Annotated in this window: 16 protein-coding genes; 6 read left to right on the forward strand and 10 right to left on the reverse strand. The window is 70.5% G+C overall.

From position 1 onward, the window contains the following. Positions 1 to 82: 82 nt before the first annotated feature. The 3 genes from ACQE3L_RS04475 (at position 83) to ACQE3L_RS04485 (ending at position 3409) form a co-directional block, all read left to right on the forward strand. The gene (locus ACQE3L_RS04475; RefSeq protein ID WP_176696690.1) at positions 83 to 244 is read left to right on the forward strand and encodes a hypothetical protein; all 162 of its coding nucleotides are present in this window, start codon (positions 83 to 85) and stop codon (positions 242 to 244) included. A gap of 364 nt (positions 245 to 608) precedes the next feature. Beyond that, positions 609 to 2261 carry a thermosome subunit beta gene (thsB, locus tag ACQE3L_RS04480; RefSeq protein ID WP_426962786.1) on the forward strand — a complete coding sequence of 551 codons (1653 nt, stop codon included), beginning with the start codon at positions 609 to 611 and terminating at the stop codon, positions 2259 to 2261. A gap of 155 nt (positions 2262 to 2416) precedes the next feature. Then, entirely contained in the window at positions 2417 to 3409 is a 993-nt protein-coding gene (locus ACQE3L_RS04485; RefSeq protein WP_426962585.1) for an ornithine cyclodeaminase family protein, read from the forward strand. Between the two features lie 6 nt (positions 3410 to 3415). Here ACQE3L_RS04485 and ACQE3L_RS04490 read toward each other — a convergent pair whose 3' ends face one another. Next, complete coding sequence (locus ACQE3L_RS04490; protein ID WP_426962586.1) at positions 3416 to 4795, reverse strand: TiaS agmantine-binding domain-containing protein; 1380 nt, start codon at positions 4793 to 4795, stop codon at positions 3416 to 3418. A gap of 157 nt (positions 4796 to 4952) precedes the next feature. Between ACQE3L_RS04490 and ACQE3L_RS04495 the strand changes: the two genes are divergently transcribed. Next, positions 4953 to 5924, forward strand: coding sequence for a transcriptional regulator (locus ACQE3L_RS04495; protein WP_426962587.1), 972 nt, complete (start codon positions 4953 to 4955; stop codon positions 5922 to 5924). A gap of 18 nt (positions 5925 to 5942) precedes the next feature. Here the strand turns inward: ACQE3L_RS04495 and ACQE3L_RS04500 are convergent, their stop codons facing one another. The 5 genes from ACQE3L_RS04500 to ACQE3L_RS04520 all read right to left on the reverse strand — a co-directional run bounded on the left by ACQE3L_RS04500 (position 5943) and on the right by ACQE3L_RS04520 (position 13043). Then, a complete protein-coding gene (locus ACQE3L_RS04500; protein WP_426962588.1) occupies positions 5943 to 7211 on the reverse strand; it encodes an MFS transporter in 1269 nt (422 codons plus the stop codon). A 91-nt stretch (positions 7212 to 7302) separates the two neighbouring features. Further along, positions 7303 to 8451, reverse strand: coding sequence for a citrate synthase (gene citZ / locus ACQE3L_RS04505; RefSeq protein WP_426962589.1), 1149 nt, complete (start codon positions 8449 to 8451; stop codon positions 7303 to 7305). Between the two features lie 198 nt (positions 8452 to 8649). Beyond that, positions 8650 to 10536 carry a PINc/VapC family ATPase gene (locus tag ACQE3L_RS04510; RefSeq protein ID WP_426962590.1) on the reverse strand — a complete coding sequence of 629 codons (1887 nt, stop codon included), beginning with the start codon at positions 10534 to 10536 and terminating at the stop codon, positions 8650 to 8652. A gap of 180 nt (positions 10537 to 10716) precedes the next feature. Next, complete coding sequence (locus ACQE3L_RS04515; RefSeq protein ID WP_426962591.1) at positions 10717 to 11994, reverse strand: aminotransferase class V-fold PLP-dependent enzyme; 1278 nt, start codon at positions 11992 to 11994, stop codon at positions 10717 to 10719. Between the two features lie 71 nt (positions 11995 to 12065). Further along, positions 12066 to 13043 (reverse strand): transcription initiation factor IIB, encoded by a 978-nt coding sequence (locus tag ACQE3L_RS04520; protein WP_426962592.1) that lies wholly within the window; start codon positions 13041 to 13043, stop codon positions 12066 to 12068. Between the two features lie 90 nt (positions 13044 to 13133). Between ACQE3L_RS04520 and ACQE3L_RS04525 the strand changes: the two genes are divergently transcribed. After that, a complete protein-coding gene (locus tag ACQE3L_RS04525) occupies positions 13134 to 13622 on the forward strand; it encodes a DUF7858 family protein (protein ID WP_426962593.1) in 489 nt (162 codons plus the stop codon). Between the two features lie 3 nt (positions 13623 to 13625). Here the strand turns inward: ACQE3L_RS04525 and ACQE3L_RS04530 are convergent, their stop codons facing one another. The 3 genes from ACQE3L_RS04530 to ACQE3L_RS04540 form a co-directional block, all read right to left on the reverse strand. After that, entirely contained in the window at positions 13626 to 14381 is a 756-nt protein-coding gene (locus ACQE3L_RS04530; protein WP_426962594.1) for an AAA family ATPase, read from the reverse strand. Positions 14382 to 14453: 72 nt separating this feature from the next. Beyond that, positions 14454 to 14885: an HIT family protein gene (locus ACQE3L_RS04535; protein WP_426962595.1), complete on the reverse strand. Its 432-nt coding sequence runs from the start codon at positions 14883 to 14885 to the stop codon at positions 14454 to 14456. A gap of 128 nt (positions 14886 to 15013) precedes the next feature. Then, positions 15014 to 15355, reverse strand: coding sequence for a dihydroneopterin aldolase family protein (locus ACQE3L_RS04540; protein ID WP_426962596.1), 342 nt, complete (start codon positions 15353 to 15355; stop codon positions 15014 to 15016). A 231-nt stretch (positions 15356 to 15586) separates the two neighbouring features. Between ACQE3L_RS04540 and ACQE3L_RS04545 the strand changes: the two genes are divergently transcribed. Then, positions 15587 to 15829: a histidine kinase gene (locus tag ACQE3L_RS04545; RefSeq protein ID WP_426962597.1), complete on the forward strand. Its 243-nt coding sequence runs from the start codon at positions 15587 to 15589 to the stop codon at positions 15827 to 15829. A gap of 73 nt (positions 15830 to 15902) precedes the next feature. Here ACQE3L_RS04545 and tatC read toward each other — a convergent pair whose 3' ends face one another. Further along, on the reverse strand, positions 15903 to 17192 hold the full coding sequence (tatC, locus tag ACQE3L_RS04550) for a twin-arginine translocase subunit TatC (protein WP_426962598.1): 1290 nt from the start codon (positions 17190 to 17192) through the stop codon (positions 15903 to 15905). Between the last annotated feature and the right edge of the window lie 47 nt (positions 17193 to 17239).

Below are 17239 nucleotides of genomic sequence, written 5' to 3' on the forward strand. Positions count from 1 at the left end.
ACGGCGGATTTCCGAACGAACGGCGTCCGTGTGGCCACCGCGGAAAGGTTCATAAGCATGGGTAGTGTTACCACGAGTGACGATGCCAGACACGAAGGACGGCCGCGAACGGAAGGGGCGCAACAAGCGGAGACAGCTGGAGGCTCGCCTCAACGAGCGGGAACTCACGGCCGAGGAGGAGCCCCCGGAGCCGGACGGGGTCGACTCCGACTATCTGACCGACCCGACCGAGCTGGATAGCTGATCCGCCCGGTCGCGGCCCGCGGATTTTCCGATACGCTGCGTCGCCAGCGACCGCATCGTCGGTCTCCGACCGTCGCCGCCCGCGAGAGGGCTGGCCGTCAGTAGTAGTGGCTCCGTCGGTGGGACGCCGGTCCGGACGCGGAGGCGGCGCGGGCCCACCGAGACATGTACTTAAACGTCGGCGGAGCCGCACCTCATCGCGGCGTCGTATCGTGGTAACAACCAACATGGATTCGTGCAGAATCGACCGTAGTACGTCGTTTTGTCGCATCGGACGAACACGGCGCGGTCGTGACCCGAATGGCCCGCCGACGAAGGTTTTATATAGAATCACAAACAATCCGTGGGTGTACATGAGCCAGCGAATGCAGCAGGGTCAGCCGATGATCATCATGGGAGAGGACGCGCAGCGCGTCAAGGACAAGGACGCGCAGGAGTACAACATCTCCGCGGCGCGTGCGGTCGCGGAGGCCGTCCGCTCCACGCTCGGTCCGAAAGGGATGGACAAGATGCTCGTCACGTCGATGGGCGACGTCACCATCACGAACGACGGCGTCACCATCCTGCAGGAGATGGACATCGACAACCCGACCGCGGAGATGATCGTCGAGGTCGCCGAGACCCAGGAGGACGAGGCCGGCGACGGGACGACGACCGCGGTCGCCATCGCGGGTGAGCTCCTCAAGAACGCCGAGGACCTCCTCGAGCAGGAGATCCACCCGACGGCGATCATCAAGGGCTTCCACCTCGCGAGCGAGTTCGCCCGCGAGGAGGTCGACGAGGTCGCCGAGCCGGTCGACGCCGACGACACCGAGATCCTCCAGCAGGTCGCCGAGACCTCCATGACCGGCAAGGGCGCCGAGCTCGAGAAGGACGTGCTCGCCGACCTCGTGGTCCGCGCGGTACAGGGCGTCAGCGTCGACGCCGACGACGGCTCCACGGTCGTCGACCTGGCGAACCTGAAGATCGAGACCCAGACCGGCCGCTCGGCGGGCGAGTCCGAGCTGCTCTCCGGCGCGGTCATCGACAAGGACCCGGTCCACGACGACATGCCCTCGAGCTTCGATGAGGCGAACGTTCTCCTCCTCAACGAGCCGATCGAGGTCGAGGAGGCCGACGTCGACACCTCCGTCTCCATCGAGTCGCCGGACCAGCTCCAGCAGTTCCTCGACAAGGAGGAAGAGGAGCTCCGCGGGAAGGTCGACCAGATCGTCGAGTCCGGCGCGGACGTCGTCTTCTGTCAGAAGGGCATCGACGACCTCGCGCAGCACTACCTCGCGAAGGAGGGTATCCTCGCGGTGCGCCGGACGAAGAAGTCCGACCTGAAGTTCCTGAAGAACGTCCTCGGCGCCAACATCGTCTCCGACTTGGACGACCTGACCGCTGACGACCTCGCGGTCGGCAGCGTCACCCGCGACGACGAGGACGAGCTGTTCTACGTCGAGGGCGCGGACGCCCACGGCGTCACGCTGCTCCTCCGCGGCTCCACCGAGCACGTCGTCGACGAGCTCGAGCGCGGCATCAACGACGCCATCGACGTGGTCTCGACCACGGTCTCCGACGGCCGCGTCCTCGCGGGCGGCGGCGCCATCGAGGTCGAGCTCGCCAGCCGCGTCCGCGACTTCGCCGACTCCGTCGAGGGGCGCGAGCAGCTCGCCGTCGAGGCGTTCGCGGACTCGCTGGAGCTCGTCCCGCGCGTGCTCGCCGAGAACGCCGGCCTCGACGCCATCGACCTGCTCGTGGACCTGCGCGCGGCCCACGAGTCGGGCGACTCCCGCGCCGGCCTCAACGCCTTCACGGGCGACGTGGAGGACACCTTCGAGGCGGGCGTCGTCGAGACGGCCCACGCCAAGGAGCAGGCGCTCTCCTCGGCCACCGAGGCCGCGAACCTGGTCCTGAAGATCGACGACATCATCGCGGCCGACGAGCTGTCCACCTCCGGCGACGGCGAGGAGGAGGGCGGCGCGCCCGGCGGCGGCATGGGCGGCATGGGCGGCGGCATGGGCGGCATGATGTGAGCGTCCGGTAGGACAGACTCACACCCAGCCGACCGACCGAACCGCCTTTCGATCGACCGCTTCTTTCGACCCGTCTCCGACTCGTCAGCAGTCGCGGCGCCGTCGGCCCGCCGCGTTCAGCATGACCTAAATACCCGGCCGGAAAATTTTGCGGCATGGAGACGCTGCTTCTCAACAGTGCCGACGTCGACGAGAACGCGCAGATGGACCGCGTCATCGCGGCGGTGTCGGACGCGTTCGTCGCCTACGAGGAGGGGAACGCGCAGATGCCGGCCAAGTCGTACATCGACCTGCCGGAGTACGACGGCGACTTCCGGTCGATGCCGGCCTACCTCGACGCCGGCGACTGGGACGCCGCGGGCGTCAAGTGGGTGAACGTCCACACGAACAACCCCGAGGAGTTCGGCCTCCCCACCGTGATGGGGACGATGGTCTACTCCGAGCCGGAGAACGCCTTCCCGCTGGCGATCATGGACGGCACGGAGCTGACGATGAAGCGGACGGGCGCGGCGGCCGCGGTCGCGACCGACCACCTCGCTGTCGAGGACGCCTCCTCGATGGGGATCATCGGCGCCGGCGTACAGGCGTACACCCAGCTCGAGGCGATCGCGGAGATACGCGACATCGAGACGGTCGTCGTCTCGGACCTCGACGAGGGGCGCGTCCGCCGATTCATCGAGACGTTCGAGGACCGCTTCACCGTCCGCGCGGGCTCGGTCGACGAGGCCGCCGCCTGCGACGTGCTCTCGACGGTCACGCCGGTCGAGGACCCGATCGTGCAGGCGGCGGACGTGGGCGAGCACACCCACGTCAACGCGATGGGCGCGGACGCCGAGGGGAAACACGAACTCGCCGACGAACTGCTGCTCGACGCGAAGATCGTCATCGACGACCACGAGCAGTGCACCCACTCCGGCGAGATCAACGTCCCCTACGCGGACGGCACGCTCACGGACGACGACATCTACGGCGAGATCGGCCAGATCGTCACCGGGAAGATCGCGGGGCGGACGGCCGACGACGGCGTCACCGTCTTCGACTCGACGGGGCTCGCGATCCAGGACGTGGCCGCGGCCCACGTCGTCTACGAGTACGCCGACGACAACGACAACGGCTACCCCTTCGACCTGCTCGGCCTCGCGGAGTAGGCGCAGTCACCGCTCCGGGTGCGTCGGCGCGTCGAACCCGCCGCGGACGAGCGGCTTGGCGACGTGGCGGCGGGCGCAGGGCGGCACCTCGTACCAGCCGCGGTCGAGCGCCCGGTCGACCGACGCTGCAATTTTTCCGGGCGCCGCGGTCCCGCAGTCCCGGCACCGATATCCCTGCCCGCGGCCGGCCGAGGACATCGTCCGGCCGCAGTCCGGACACGTCGGCGTGACGAGTTCGGTCCCCACGAGCTCGCGGACCGCGAACTTCTCCAGCTTCAGCGTCCCCGCCTCGTACTCGCCGCAGGCGGTCAGCCGGTCGCCCGGACGGAGCGCGCGCACGCGGTCGCGGAACCGGTCCGTCGGCGCGAACGCGGCCCCCTGCGCGGTCGCGTCGTCCGGGAGGTCCGCGTCCGCGACCGCCGAGGGGTGATCGCGGTCGTCGGGCACCGCGTCGGGACGCGCGAGGGGGACGAACACGTGGCCGCCGCGGCGCGTTTCGGGGGCGCCCGCGACGACGCAGTCGACGCGGTAGCCCGCCCCCTCGCGGAGGTCGCCGAGCCGCCCGGGCGCGAGGTGCGCGTCGGTCCCCTGGTTGGTCAGGAACGTCGCGGCGCGGTCGACGGACTCGGCGTCGATGCGGGCCGCGACCTCCCGGCATGCCTCTGGCTCGTCGCCCCGGATCCCGTAGAGGATCGGTCCGGGCGCGTTGGGGACACAGACCGCCTCGCCCGTCCCGCGGTCGACCGTGTCCCAGACCGTCGGGTAGCCGAACTCGGCGGCCGCGAAGACGGACTCCTCGTCCACCCTCCGAGGCGTCCCGCACCGCTCGAACCGCCGATACGCGACGTGCTCGTGAGTCCAGTCGTCGAAGGCCGCGAGCGCCCCGACCGCGGCGATCGCGCCGATTCGGCCGCGTCCCTCGACGCTTCGGTCCCCCGCGTCCGCGTCCGGGTCGCCGCCGGCGCCGAAGCCGGCGTGATCGAACCCGTGTTCGTCGGCGAGCGCGGTGGCCTCGTCGAGGTCCAGGCGCTCGCGGAGCGCCCGCCGAGCGAATCCGGCCACCTCGTCGGGAATCGCCGCGGGCGCGTCCGGCGGGAGCGGGGCGACGACGACCCCCGGCGACGTCCGGGGGTCGTCCGCCTCGGCGAGCCCCGCCAGCAGGTCGCCCGCGAGTTCGAACGCCTCGTCCGCGGGCAGGTCCGTGTGGAGCGCGAGCGCCGCGTTCCCCCGCGTCTTGTGTTTCACCCCGGGGTTGAGGCGCACGAGGAGCCGGCACTCGACGCGGCCGCCCGCGGCCGCGATCCGCTCCGCGAGTCGCGTCGCGGCGTAGGTCGTACACATCCCGCGCTCGCGGGAGTCGGTGTCGTCGAGCCCGACGATGGTCACGGTCGGCGTACGGGCCCGACCGGCAAGCGGCTTTCGCGTCGGGAGGAGTATATAACTCTACCGCCGAAGAAGCGCGAAAAACCGCCAGAGCGCGCCGAGACCGGCCGCTCCCCGGCCGGCACAACGTATTTATGTGGCGAAGGGCGTATCAACGGCTATGTCCCGGAGTGCGCTCGTCGGGAACGTCACCGCCATGCTGGAGGACGCGGGGTTCCTCGTGAGCGACCGGTGTGCGGTCCGGCCCAAGAGCTTCGACCTGGCCGCTCGCCGCGGGGAGGACCTGGTCCTCCTGAAGATCCTCGGCAACGTCGACGCGCTCGACGCCGAGACCGGCGCGGAGATGCGCCGCCTCGGGGAGTACCTCGACGCGACGCCGATGGTGGTCGGGCTGCGGACGCGCGACGAGGACCTGAAGCCGGAGGTCGTCTACTTCCGGCACGGCGTCCCCGTCATCAACCCCGACACCGCGGTCGACCTGTTCATCGAGGAGATCCCGCCGCTGATCTACGCCGCGCCCGGCGGCCTCTACGTCAGCATCGACGGCGAACTGCTCGCTGACGAGCGCGAGGAGCGCGGCTGGTCGCTCGGCCGGCTCGCCTCCGAACTCGGCGTCTCGCGACGCACCGTCTCGAAGTACGAGGACGGGATGAACGCCTCCATCGAGGTGGCCGTCCAACTGGAGCAGATCTTCGACGAGCCGTTCTCCAGCCCGGTGAACGTGATGGAGGGGGCCGAGGAGGTCCACGACGCGGACCCGACCCCCGACGCGCCCGAGGCCGACCCCGACGACGAGCACGTCGTCCACGTGCTGACGCGCGCGGGCTTCACCGTCCACCCGACCGCCCGCGCCCCGTTCAAGGCCGTCTCGGAGGACGAGGACAGCCGCCGGATGCGCGTGCTCACCGGCCACTCCTCGTTCACCCCGGCCGCGGAGAAGCGCGCGCGGATCATGTCCTCCATCGGCGAGGTGGCCCAGACCCGGTCGGTCTACTTCACCGAGGAGGAGAACCGCCGCGAGTCCGTCGACGGCACCGCCCTCGTCTCCTGTGAGGAGCTCGCGGAGATCGACGACCCCGAGTCGATCCGCGACCTGATCCGGGAGCGGGCCGAGCGCCCGAACGAGGCGTAGCGGCGCGGGAACCGCTCACTACTCCGTGACCCATAGCCCGGCCGCCAGCACCGCGGCACCGACCTGCGAGGCCGCCAGCAGCGCGAACGCGACCCGGAAGCCGGCGGCGTCCGCGAGGGTGCCGACGACCGCGGGCGCGAACGCGCCGGCGCCCATCAGCAGGGTGCGGACCACGCCGAGCCCGCCGCCGGCCATCCAGTCGGGCAGGATCTCCACGAGGTGTGCACCACGGACCGGCCGGAAGCCGTGCGCGCCCAGTCCCAGCAGGACGACGACCGCGCCCAGCGCGACCGGGCCGGCGCCGACGGCCGGCAGGACGACCGCCGCCGCGAGCGCCGCGCCCGCCAGCGCCAGCGTCGCGACGATGACCGGGAGTCGACCCACGCGGTCGCTGAGGTCGCCGGAGACGAGTTGGACCAGACTCACGACGAACAGCGCCGAGTAGATCAGGTTCGCGGTCGCGGTCGACAGCCCGCCGGCGTCCGCGAGGTACAGCGGCAGGAACGCCACCGTCCCGTTGTAGGCGAACGAGAACAGCACCGTGACGCCGACGAACGCGGAGAACCGAGGGGCACGGAACAGGTCGACGTAGTCGCGGACGCCGGGCTCGTCCCGGTCCTCGTCGTCCGTCTCGACCGGCGATTCGTCCGCGTGCTCGTCCGTGGAGTCCGATCCCTCGGAGAGCCGGCGCGGCACGCGGATCCGGAACGCGGTCGCCAGTCCGAGCGCGACGACGCCGGCGATCAGGAACACGGCGCGCCAGTCGGCGCCCGGCAGCCGCGACAGCGCCGCCGCGAGCGCGGGCGGCGCGGACAGAAACAGCACGACGGCCGCGGGCGCGACCACGCCGCCGAACGCGCCGAACGTGTCGAGCGCGCCGAGCGCGCGTCCGGTCCGAGCGGGGTACACCCGCGAGAGCAGGCGAACGGCGACGGTCTTGTGCGCGCCGGTCCCCGCGCCCATCACGAGCATCGCGCCGACCAGAACCGCGAACGGCGAGTCGACGACGAGCACGAGCGCGCCCGCCCCCGCGAGCACGGCGCCCGCGACGACGACTCGCACCGCCCCCAACCGGTCCGCGAGGACGCCGCTGGGGAACTGCATCGCCGCGTAGACGATCATGAACCCGGTGAAGGCGGTCCCGACCGCGGCGTTGCTGACGCCGTAGCTCGCCTGCAGTGGCTCGAACAGCGGCGGGAACGCGTAGCGCAGGAACTTCGCGAGGAACCAGATCAGCGCCGTCACCACGAGCACGTCGTACTCGCGGAGGCGGCCGAACGCGGTCATCGTTCCCTCGGTCGCCGACGAGGGGGTTAAACCGTCCGACTCCGGCAGCCCGGCGGCACGCGGTCGGCGCGCTCGCCGGTACGTCGGGGACCTACCGCTCGTCGAGCGGGACGATCTCGGCGTCCTCGGGACCGGTGTAGCGGGCGCGCGGGCGGATCAGGCGGTTGTCCTCCTGGTACTCGAGCACGTGGGCGATCCAGCCGCCGGCCCGGGACATCGCGAAGATGGGGGTGTACATGTCCATCGGGATGCCGAGGTGGTCGTAGACGGAGCCGGAGTAGAAGTCGACGTTGGGCGCGATCCCCTTCTCGACGAGGCCCTCGTCGGTGAGGTACTCCTCGATGGCGGACGTGTAGTCGAGCCACTTCGTGTCGCCGGTCGACTCGGAGAGGTCGCGCAGTTTCTCCTCTAAGATCTCCGCGCGGGGGTCCTTCACCTCGTAGACGCGGTGGCCGAAGCCGGGGATGCGGCGGCCGTTCGCGCGGGCGTCCTTCGCCCACTCGACGGGGTCCTTCCCGGAGGCGTCGACCTCGTGGAGGGTCTCCATCACGTCCTGGTTGGCGCCGCCGTGGAGCGGGCCCGAGAGCGCGCCGATGCCGCCGACGACCGCGGAGTAGATGTCGGCCATCGTCGAACCGATCACCATCGCCGTGAACGTCGACGCGTTGAGCCCGTGGTCGGCGTGCAGCGTCAGCGCCATGTCGAACGTCTCCTCGGCCACCGCGTCCGGCTCGACGCCGGTGAGCATGTAGAGGAAGTTGCCGGCGTGGGACAGCTCCGGGTCCGGCGCGACCGGCTCCTCGCCCTGCCGCGCGCGCTCGAAGGCGGCGAGGATCGTGGGGATCTTCGCGGTGATCCGCCGGCCCTGCCGGAGCGAGTGGTTGAGGTCCTCCGGCTCGCCGTCCGGCTCGGGGTCGTAGCTGCCGAGCATCGACACCCCGGTCCGCAGCGCCGCCATCGGCTTGGCGTTCGCCTCCGCGAGGGTCGCGACCGTCTCCAGCACGTCGTCGTCGACCGCGCGCTCGCTCGCGAGGTCCGCCGCGAACGCGTCGAGCTCGTCCGCGGTCGGTAACTCGCCGTGCCACAGCAGATAGAGCACCTCCTCGTAGGTAGCCTCGCGGGCGAGATCCCCGATGTCGTAGCCGCGGTACACGAGTTTGCCGACGCTACCGTCGATGTAGCTCAGCTCGGACTCCGCGACGAGAACACCCTCCAAGCCCCGCTTCAGCTCGTCTGACATACCCGAACGGTTCCCGCCACCCTCAAAAAAGCGTTATCGTTTAGGAGGGTTTTCGTTCGACAGTCGTCGAACCGCAGGGCGACGTTGCACGGCGACGGCGGGTCACTCGGAGAATCCTTTTTCACGGCGGGGCGCCAAGGCGAACGGCGACCGGCCGGTCGATCCGGCCCTGATATCTTCGTGCCGACCGCGCGCCCATCACCCGCGCGCCGGGACGACGGTGATCCGCTGTTTGCGGTCGATGGCGTCCTCGAGCTCCTCGGCGATGGCGGAGCCGCGGGAGACCTGCACCTCGCCGCCGCGGCCGACGGTCGCGGTGAACAGGTACTCGTCGCCCGCGCGCACCTCGACGGTGTCGCCGACGTGTTCGTCCATCGGGATGACGACGTGCCGGGAAGTTATCTCCGGCTGGACCACCTGCTCGCGCTCCGCGCCGACCTGCCCGTTGCCGGTGCCCGCGGGACCGCCGGAGCCGGACGCGGCGCCGCCGCGACCGGGCTTTTCGTCGTGCGTGCGCACGTCGATGTCGATGCCGAGCCTGTTCTCGATGTCGGTGATCCGGCCGCCGCCCTTCCCGATGACGGAGGCGATGTCGTCCTCCTCGACGTAGACGACCGCGTCGTCGTTGCCCTGCAGTTCGACGTCGACGTGTCCGCGGGCGACCGACCGGATCTCGCGTTCGATCTCCTTTTTCGCGATGCGGCCGACGCCCGTCTCGGCGCTCCCCTCGCCGTCCTCGCCGAGCGGGACGGTGACGACCTGTCGGTTGAAGGTGTAGATCTCGTACTCCGGCCGGCCGGTCTCGAAGTTCGTCACCTGAATGACCGGGCGCGCGAGGTCCTCCGCGGTGAGCCCCTCGGGCACCTTCACCTCCGTCTCCACGTCGTAGACGGTCTCGACCTCTCCGGCCTCGATGTAGACGACGGTGTCGACGATCTGCGGGATCATCCCGAGCTCGACGCGGCCGACGAGCCGCTGGAGCGAGTCGATGGCCCGCGAGGCGTGGACGACGCCGACCATGCCGACGCCGGCCATCCGCATGTCCGCGAACACCTCGAAGTCGTCCGTCTTCCGGACCTCGTCGTAGATGGTGTAGTCCGGGCGGACCAGAAGCAGGGAGTCGGCCGTGTTGGCCATCTCGCCGCCGAGCGCGCCGTACTGGGTGATCTCCGGCCCGACCTGCAGGTCCCGGGGCTTCTCCATCGTCTTGACCGCGTAGTCGCTGTCGTTGAGGAACTCCGCGACCGCCTGCGCGAACGTCGACTTCCCGGCCCCGGGCGACCCCGAGATCAGGACGCCGCGTTTCGACTCCAGGAACCGCTCGCGGAGCTCGTCCGCGAACTCGTAGTCGTCGAGGACGGTCTTCGCGATGGGACGCACGGCCGTGATCTCGACGCCGTCCGAGAAGGGCGGCCGCGCGACCGCGATCCGGTAGTTGCGGTACTGGACGATGTCCATACCCTCGTCCGAGAGTTCGACGTAGCCGTCGTTGGACTGCCGCGCGAGGTTGACGATGGCGGTGGCCCACTCGCGCATCTGCTCGTCGCCGGTGGGCTCGTCGTCGATGACCTCGTAGCGCATCTCGCCGAGCGTGCCGCGTTTCGCCTTCGGCTTCGTGTCGGTCTTGAGGTGGACCGACATCGTCTCGTCGGTGAAGAACCGCTCGATGGGGAGCTCCTCGACCACGCCGCGGGTGACGGGTTCGAGGTAGTCGACCGCGAGCCCCTTCGCCTTCGCGACCTCCGCCTGCACCACGTCGCTGGTGAGCAGGGTGGCGTCGTGTTCGCCGGCCGCGTCGCGGATCACCGCGTCGATCTCGCCCTCGTCGGCGGCGTCCTGCCGGCCGGCTCCGGGGCGGACGCCGACGTACGTCAGGTCGATCCGTCCCTCGTCGGCCATCGTCGCGAGCCGCTGGAGCTCCGAGAGCCCGTCCCAGCCGGAGTCGCGGCCGTCGTTGGCCTGCGCCTCCAGTTCGCCGACGACGGCCTCGGGGACGACCACCGTCGCGCCCTCGTAGGTCCCGTCCTCGACGCGTTCGGACACGCGGCCGTCGACGACCGCACTGGTGTCCGGTACTACGTTCATACCGACGCTGGGGGCGCGTGCCGTATAAGGGTGTTCGACCGCCGGCCCCCCGGCGGGCTTATAAATTCCGGCGCGACCGTCCGTCTCGCAGCGGCGCTGTTGCGAGGGCGTGTGTCGCGAGGGCGCGCCGTCCTGCGGACGCGCCCTGAAAAATGGGAGTTCGAGGGGACCGCTCGCCGCTCAGGCGAACAGCTGTCGCGCCTCGTCGACCGCTTCGACGAGCGCGTCGATCTCCTCGGTCGTGTTGTAGACGTAGAACGACGCCCGCGCCGAGGAGTTCGCGCCCAGCTCGTCGTGAAGCGGCTGGGTGCAGTGGTCGCCCGCGCGGACGGCCACGCCGAAGTCGTTGAGGATGCTGGAGAGGTCGTGAGCGTGGACGCCGTCGAGGTTGAACGCCACCAGCCCGCCGCGCTCGTCGCCCGGGGGGCCGTAGATCGTCACGTCGTCGAACTCCGTCAGGCGGTCGTAGGCGTACTCGGCCAGCCGGTCCTCGTGGGCCTGCACGTTCTCCATGCCGATCCCCTCGAGGTAGTCGATGGCGGCCGCGAGCCCGATCCCCTGTGCGATGTTGGGCGTGCCCGCCTCGAACTTCCACGGGAGGTCCTCCCACGTCGCGTCCTCGAAGCTGACCCGGCGGATCATGTCGCCGCCGTAGAGGTACGGCTGCATCGAGTCGAGCAACGACTCGCGGCCGTAGAGGACGCCGATCCCCGTCGGACCGCACATCTTGTGGCCCGAGAAGGCGAGGAAGTCGACCCCGAGTTCGCCCACGTCGACCGGTCGGGTGGGGACCGATTGGGCGCCGTCCGCGAACAGGTACGCGTCGTGCTCGTGGGCCATCTCCGCCAGCTCACTGACGGGGTTTATCGTCCCGAGCGTGTTCGAGACGTGGACGACCGAGACCATCTTCGTCGAGTCGTCGATGCAGTCGGCGGCGTGGTCCATGTCGAGGGTTCCGTCCTCCTCGACCTCGATGAACCGCACGTCAGCGCCGGTGCGCTTGCCGATCTGCTGCCACGTCACGAGCGCGGAGTGGTGCTCCATCTGCGTGAGCACGACGCTGTCGCCCGGGCCGAGCTCCTCCAACCCCCAGGCGTACGCGACGAGGTTCATCGCCTCGGTCGTGTTCTTCGTGAAGACGATCTCCTCGCGTCCCTCGGCGCCGATGAACTCGGCGACGCGGTCGTGGGCCTCCTCGTAGGCGACGCTCGCCTCCTGGCTCAGCTGGTGGATCCCGCGGTGGACGTTCGCATTGTACTCGCGGTAGTAGTCCGCGATCGCGTCGATCACCTGGTTCGGCTTCTGCGTCGTCGCGCCGTTGTCGAGGTAGACGAGCGGCGTCTCGTCGCCCGGCCCCTCGCCGGGAACCGTCACGTCGCCGCCGACCTTCCGCTCCAGGATCGGGAAGTCGTCGCGGAGCGCGTCGACGTCGAAGGGGGACTGTTCTTGAACTCCCATTACCGAAAGGGACGGGTTGGAGGACTAACACCCCTTCGGTCGGCCGAGGGGCCCGACTGGAGCCCGCGGCGTCAGTCTCGGCTCCGGTAGCCCCTGATCTCCACGTACGTGCTCCGGACGGTCACCGGCGTCACGTCCGCCACGTCCGCGGCCTCCCGCTGGGTGACCGCCCCACCCGCGTCGACCTGCTGACCCGCGGTGTACAGACACGCCGCCGCGACGCCGCTGGGATCGCGCCCGCCCGCGGTCCCCTCCTCGACCGCTCGCCGCGCGAGCTCGCGGGCGCGCCGCTCGACCGCGGTCGAACAGCCGAGCTCCGAGGCGAACCGCGGGAGGTACTCCGCGGGGTCGGTCGGGCCGACCGGAAGCCCCAGTTCGCGGTTCATGGCGTCGAAGGCGGCGTCCTGTTCGCCGGCGGTCGCCTTCGCGGCCTCGCGCACCTCCGTGCGCGTCCGGGCGACGTTGGCCGCCCGGGCGGCGGCGTACACGGCGGCCGCCGAGAACCCCTCCAGCGAGCGCCCGCGAAGCAGGTTCGCGTCCTGCGCCGAGTCGAACAGCGCACACGCCTGGTCGCGGACGCTCTCGGGCAGCCCGAGTTCGCCGACCAGCCGCCGGATCTCCGTGTAGGAGTAGACGCGGTTCCGCTCCCGCTTCGAGCCGATCTTCGAGCGCTTGTGGTGCGTCCGCATCCGTGCGAGACGGCGCTTCTTCCGACCGGTGAGCCGCGTCGACCGGCCGATCTCCGTCGAGAGCCCGCGGTCGTGTCTGGCCCGCGTCCGCGGCGCGCCGGTCCGCTCGGGGCTGGTGTCGTCGTCCGCGAACGAGCGCCACTCGGGACCGTGGTCGATGCGGTCGGCCTCGACCACGAGCCCGCAGTCGCCGCAGACGCGTTCGGTGCCGTCGGTACGAACCTGACCGTCACACTCGGGGCAACCCGGCGAGCGCGACGGCGTGGAGCGTGTTCCACTCATACACGACAGGCTTGGCGCCGATTCCTTACTTAAACCCGGGACGGATCGGGGGTGATCGGCGCGGATCGTCCGGAACAACCGACCGGTGACCGTTCGGTTCCCTCCCCCGTGTTTTCTCTTTTCAGTTCGTGCAGAAAAGTTAAGTAGAAAGCCGCGTCAGTCGGTCGCGTGACGCTCTCGGAGATCGCGGCCGGCATCGAGGTGACGAGCGAGCAGCGCGACCGCGGCGCGGCGGTCGTCGACGACACGGACGTGCCGACGGTCGAGCGCTTCCGCGAGCACGCCGACGCGCTCCCCTGTACCCCCGAGGCGGTCGCGACGCTGGTCGACGCCTACACCGTCGGGTCGAGCGTGGGCGCGGCCGCACGCGAGGCGGGCGTGGCGCCGATGGTCGCCGCGAAGGCGCTCTACCGCTGCGGGCTCACGGGCGTCCGCCCCCTCGCGCCGAGCCGGCGCGGCGCCGTCCGCGACTGGCTCGACGGCGATCTCTCTCGCAGCGAGGCGGTCGCGCTCGCGGGCGGCGACGAAGCCGACTTCGCGCTCGCGACGTACGCCGAGACCCACGACCCGGTGCCGGAGCTCTCCGACGCCGTCGCGGCCGACCCCGTGGACCCGCTCGGCGACGGGCTGGGGGCGGGACTGGACGAGCGGCGCTGAGGCTCAGTTCCCGATCCGGTCCAGCAAGCCCTCGTCCTCGAAGCTCACCTCGAGCGACGCGTCGAACGCCGCCTCGAAGCCGGCCGCGACCGCCTCGCCGTAGGCCCCGTCGTCGGTTCCCGCGACCGGCGCGGCGGCGACCGTCGGGTCGGTCGCGGGCAGGGTCGCGTCCGCGCCGCGGTCAGTCGCCGCGGCTTCCCCGCCGTCACCGAACCGGTCGACAGCGAGCGTCGCGTCCAGTCCGCTCCCGACGTCGTCGAGCCGACCGCGGAGTCGCTGGAGCGCGTCGCGCCCGTGTCTGCTCGCCGGGCGTACGCCCGCGACTCGATCGGTTTCGGTGACGGCCGCGACCGCCTGATTGGCGGCGACGGGCGGCGTGTCGACGATCACGCGGTCGTGCTCGGCGGCGGCCGCGCCGATCCGGTCCGACAGCGCGCGGGCGGCCGCCGCGGTCTTGGCCCTCGCGACGCGCTCGAAGGGTGCGCGGGCGGGGACGAACGTGACGTTCCCGGGGAGCGCGTCGCCCGCGCCGTGGGCCGCGTCGGCGAGGGGGCGCTCCCGCTCGTCGGTCACGAGCGCCGTGAGGTCGGGGTCGATGCGGCCGGAGACGTACTCCGAGAGTCCCTGGGTCGCGTAGGCGGCGTCGAGCACGGCGACGTTCTCCCCCGTCCGCGCACCCATCGCCGCCAACTCGACCGCGGTCCGCGTCGTTCCCGCGCCGCCGGTCGCCCCGACGAGCGCGAGCGTCGTGCCGGTCATGGGCCTACTGGCGCGCTTTCGGGTTTAAATTCTTCGAGGAAGAGGTTGAATTTGTACCGAGATGGGGGTTACTCAGCGGTCGAGTTCGGCCACGATGTCGGCCGCGACCTCGTCGAGTTCCGCGTCGCTCAGGTCGGGGCGCTCGCCCGCGACCGCGTGGATCGGGGCGCCGCCGTCCCCCTCGAACCGCGGGACGATGTGCGCGTGGACGTGCGGGACTTCCTGACCGGCCGCCTCGCCGTCGTTGAGGCCGACGTTGGCGGCGTCCGCGTCCACGGCGGCTTGCACGCGCGGGGTGAGGTCCGCGACCGCGTCGAAGACGGCGCTCGCGAGGTCGGCCGGCAGGTCCCCGACGTGCCGGTGGTGCGCCTTGGGGATGACGAGCGTGTGGCCCGGTGCGAGGGGGTTCGCGTCCAGGAACGCCAGGACGTCGTCGGTCTCGTGGACGGTGCGCGCGGGGATGTCGCCCGCGACGATCGCACAGAAGATGCAGTCGTCGGCCATACGCGATGGGTCGACCCGGTTCGACAAGAAGCTTCGGCGGAATGCGGACGGTTCGGGATGCGGACGGTGCAGGATGCGGACGGTTCGGGACGCAGACGGTTCGGGACCAGACGGCTCCTCGCGGCGATTCACTCCTCCACGTCGACGAGCTTCATCAGCGGATAGCCGCCCTCCATCTCCATCCGCGTGCGCACGACGACGTCCTCGTAGACGACGCGCATCGTCACGTCCATCAGGGAGCCCGTGAGCTCCGTGTAGCCGTTCTCGTGGTCGATCGCCTCGCGCACGCGGTCGTCGTGGACCGTCACCTCGACCGACTCGCAGTACGGCTGGTTCTCGATGGCCTCCGCCATCGCGGTCTCGAGGCTCCGCGTCGACGCGGGGCTGACGGGCGTCCCCGCGAACTGGTGGTACAGCGAGCCGAACTTGATGCCCGCCTCGAAGCAGGCCTGCTGGGCGTCGGTGGACATGGCTCGGCGGTCGCCGCGCGGGCGCTTATAACGAGGTGGTGAGGGATCGGCCGCGTCCGCCGCGGTCGCCATCGCCGTTGCAACGATTCGACCGCTCACGGTCGTCTCGGCCACCGTGGTGGCGCGATCCGGACGATCGACGGGCCCGAGCGCTTAACCCGGGAAAAACGGCCGCAATCCGACTTCAGCGTCTCGACCCCTTATGGTTGGACCGGGGCAATACGGGCGTGTATGAGAACCAACTGGCTGCTCCCGCTGGTCGCGCTGGTCCTACTCGCGAGCGTCGCGGTCGCGCCGGCCGCCGCGCAACCGGGCGACCAAACGGACGAATGCATGAATGCCGACGAGGGGCCGGGCCCGAACGGACCGCCGGGGTTCGTGGCGGACCTCGTGCCGGACTTCCTCTCGGACCTGATCGGGTCGCTGCCGGTGCCGAACTTCGTGAAGGCACTGTTCGGGGCGCCGACCTGTTAGGCTGGCCGTCGGACGGCGTGAACGCGGTCCGCGAACACGTCAAAGCGCAAAAACCGAAGCCGGATTTCCCCGCTCAGTTCCCGGTCCACCGCAGCAGCGCGAGCGTCCCCTCGTAGAGGACGATCATCGTCAGCGTGACGATGATCGGGGCCATCCCGGTCGGGTCGGGGCTGAACAGGAACGCGATGCCGAGGAACACGCCCCAGAACACCAGCCGCTTCTGTTCGAGCCACCGGCGCGTGACGAGGTTCATCATGATCGCGAGCATGATGAACAGCGGGATCTGGAAGACGACGGCCATGAACGCCAGCATGACGACGATCAGGTTGAACGTCTCCGCGAGGCCGAACGCGATGACGGCCGCGCCCGTCGTGTAGGTCGTGAAGTAGCTGAAGATGGCGGGGAGCACGAGGAAGTGCGCGAACAGGATCCCGATGGATCCTAAGATCAGGCTCGTCGGCACCGCCGCGAGGTAGTAGCGCCGCTCCGTGCGGTAGAGCCCGGGGCGCATGAACCGGTACGTCTCGTAGACGAAGACGGGGAGCCCGACGACCACGCCCGCGAGCGCGGCCACCTTCAGCCGCGTTAAGACGAGTTCGAGGGGGCCGTAGAGCCGCGGCCGGTTCGCCATCGGCTCCGGGATGTGGAACTGCCAGAAGTACTCGATCAGGTCCGTCGCGGTCGGGAACGCGATCAGCGTCGCGATGCCGCCGAACAGGAAGACGATGCCGAGCCGCCGCATCATCTCCTCGATGTGGACCGCCAACGGCATCTCCTCGTCCGACTCGGGGCCCTCGAAGAGCTCCTCGTCCTCCTCGTCCCCCTCGTCGCTCATCCCGTAGGGGTCCTCGTCGAGGCCATCCGCGGTCGGCTCGGCCACGTCTGTCGAGTCGTTCGCGGCGTCCATCGATCCGTCGGCGTCCCCGTCGGCGTCGTCCTCCGTGTCGTCGCCCTCGTCCGAGCGCCTCGTGACCGCCTCCTCGCGGTCGAGCGGGGGAGCCACCGCGCGCGCCTCCTCCAGCTCGTCCTCGTCGGGCGCGTTCGGCTCCGGATCGGACGCTTCGTCGTCGGTCGCTTCGTCGTCGGTCGCTTCGTCGTCGGACGCTTCGTCGTCGGACGCTTCGTCGTCGCCTGACTCGTCCCTCGCGTCGTCCGCATCTGCGCCGTCGTCCGCATCTGCGCCGTCGTCCGCGTCAGCACCGCCGTCGCCGGACTCTTCGCCCGCGGTTGACGCGTCGCTATCGGGGTCCGTGACCGGGTCGGCCTCGGCCTCGGCGTCCGGCGCTCCCTCGCTCGGCGTCGTCTCGTCGGCGTCCGACGGCGCGTTCCCCTCGTCGCCGTCGGGATCCGAGTCCTCACCCATTCATCCGACATACGCCACCGGGCTATTATAGGCCTTTTTGGATAGCG

Origin of the sequence: Haloparvum alkalitolerans (assembly GCF_050122995.1) — an archaeon.
GTDB lineage: Archaea > Halobacteriota > Halobacteria > Halobacteriales > Haloferacaceae > Haloparvum > Haloparvum alkalitolerans.

Bases quoted from the DNA above. Each gene is read 5' to 3' on its own strand.
- ACQE3L_RS04545 (WP_426962597.1), top strand. From the start codon at position 15,587: ATGAGAACCAACTGGCTGCTCCCGCTGGTCGCGCTGGTCCTACTCGCG.
- tatC (WP_426962598.1), bottom strand. From the start codon at position 17,192: ATGGGTGAGGACTCGGATCCCGACGGCGACGAGGGGAACGCGCCGTCG.
- thsB (WP_426962786.1), top strand. From the start codon at position 609: ATGCAGCAGGGTCAGCCGATGATCATCATGGGAGAGGACGCGCAGCGC.
- ACQE3L_RS04475 (WP_176696690.1), top strand. From the start codon at position 83: ATGCCAGACACGAAGGACGGCCGCGAACGGAAGGGGCGCAACAAGCGG.
- ACQE3L_RS04495 (WP_426962587.1), top strand. From the start codon at position 4,953: ATGTCCCGGAGTGCGCTCGTCGGGAACGTCACCGCCATGCTGGAGGAC.
- ACQE3L_RS04530 (WP_426962594.1), bottom strand. From the start codon at position 14,381: ATGACCGGCACGACGCTCGCGCTCGTCGGGGCGACCGGCGGCGCGGGA.
- ACQE3L_RS04485 (WP_426962585.1), top strand. From the start codon at position 2,417: ATGGAGACGCTGCTTCTCAACAGTGCCGACGTCGACGAGAACGCGCAG.
- citZ (WP_426962589.1), bottom strand. From the start codon at position 8,451: ATGTCAGACGAGCTGAAGCGGGGCTTGGAGGGTGTTCTCGTCGCGGAG.
- ACQE3L_RS04500 (WP_426962588.1), bottom strand. From the start codon at position 7,211: ATGACCGCGTTCGGCCGCCTCCGCGAGTACGACGTGCTCGTGGTGACG.
- ACQE3L_RS04515 (WP_426962591.1), bottom strand. From the start codon at position 11,994: ATGGGAGTTCAAGAACAGTCCCCCTTCGACGTCGACGCGCTCCGCGAC.
- ACQE3L_RS04535 (WP_426962595.1), bottom strand. From the start codon at position 14,885: ATGGCCGACGACTGCATCTTCTGTGCGATCGTCGCGGGCGACATCCCC.
- ACQE3L_RS04540 (WP_426962596.1), bottom strand. From the start codon at position 15,355: ATGTCCACCGACGCCCAGCAGGCCTGCTTCGAGGCGGGCATCAAGTTC.
- ACQE3L_RS04510 (WP_426962590.1), bottom strand. From the start codon at position 10,536: ATGAACGTAGTACCGGACACCAGTGCGGTCGTCGACGGCCGCGTGTCC.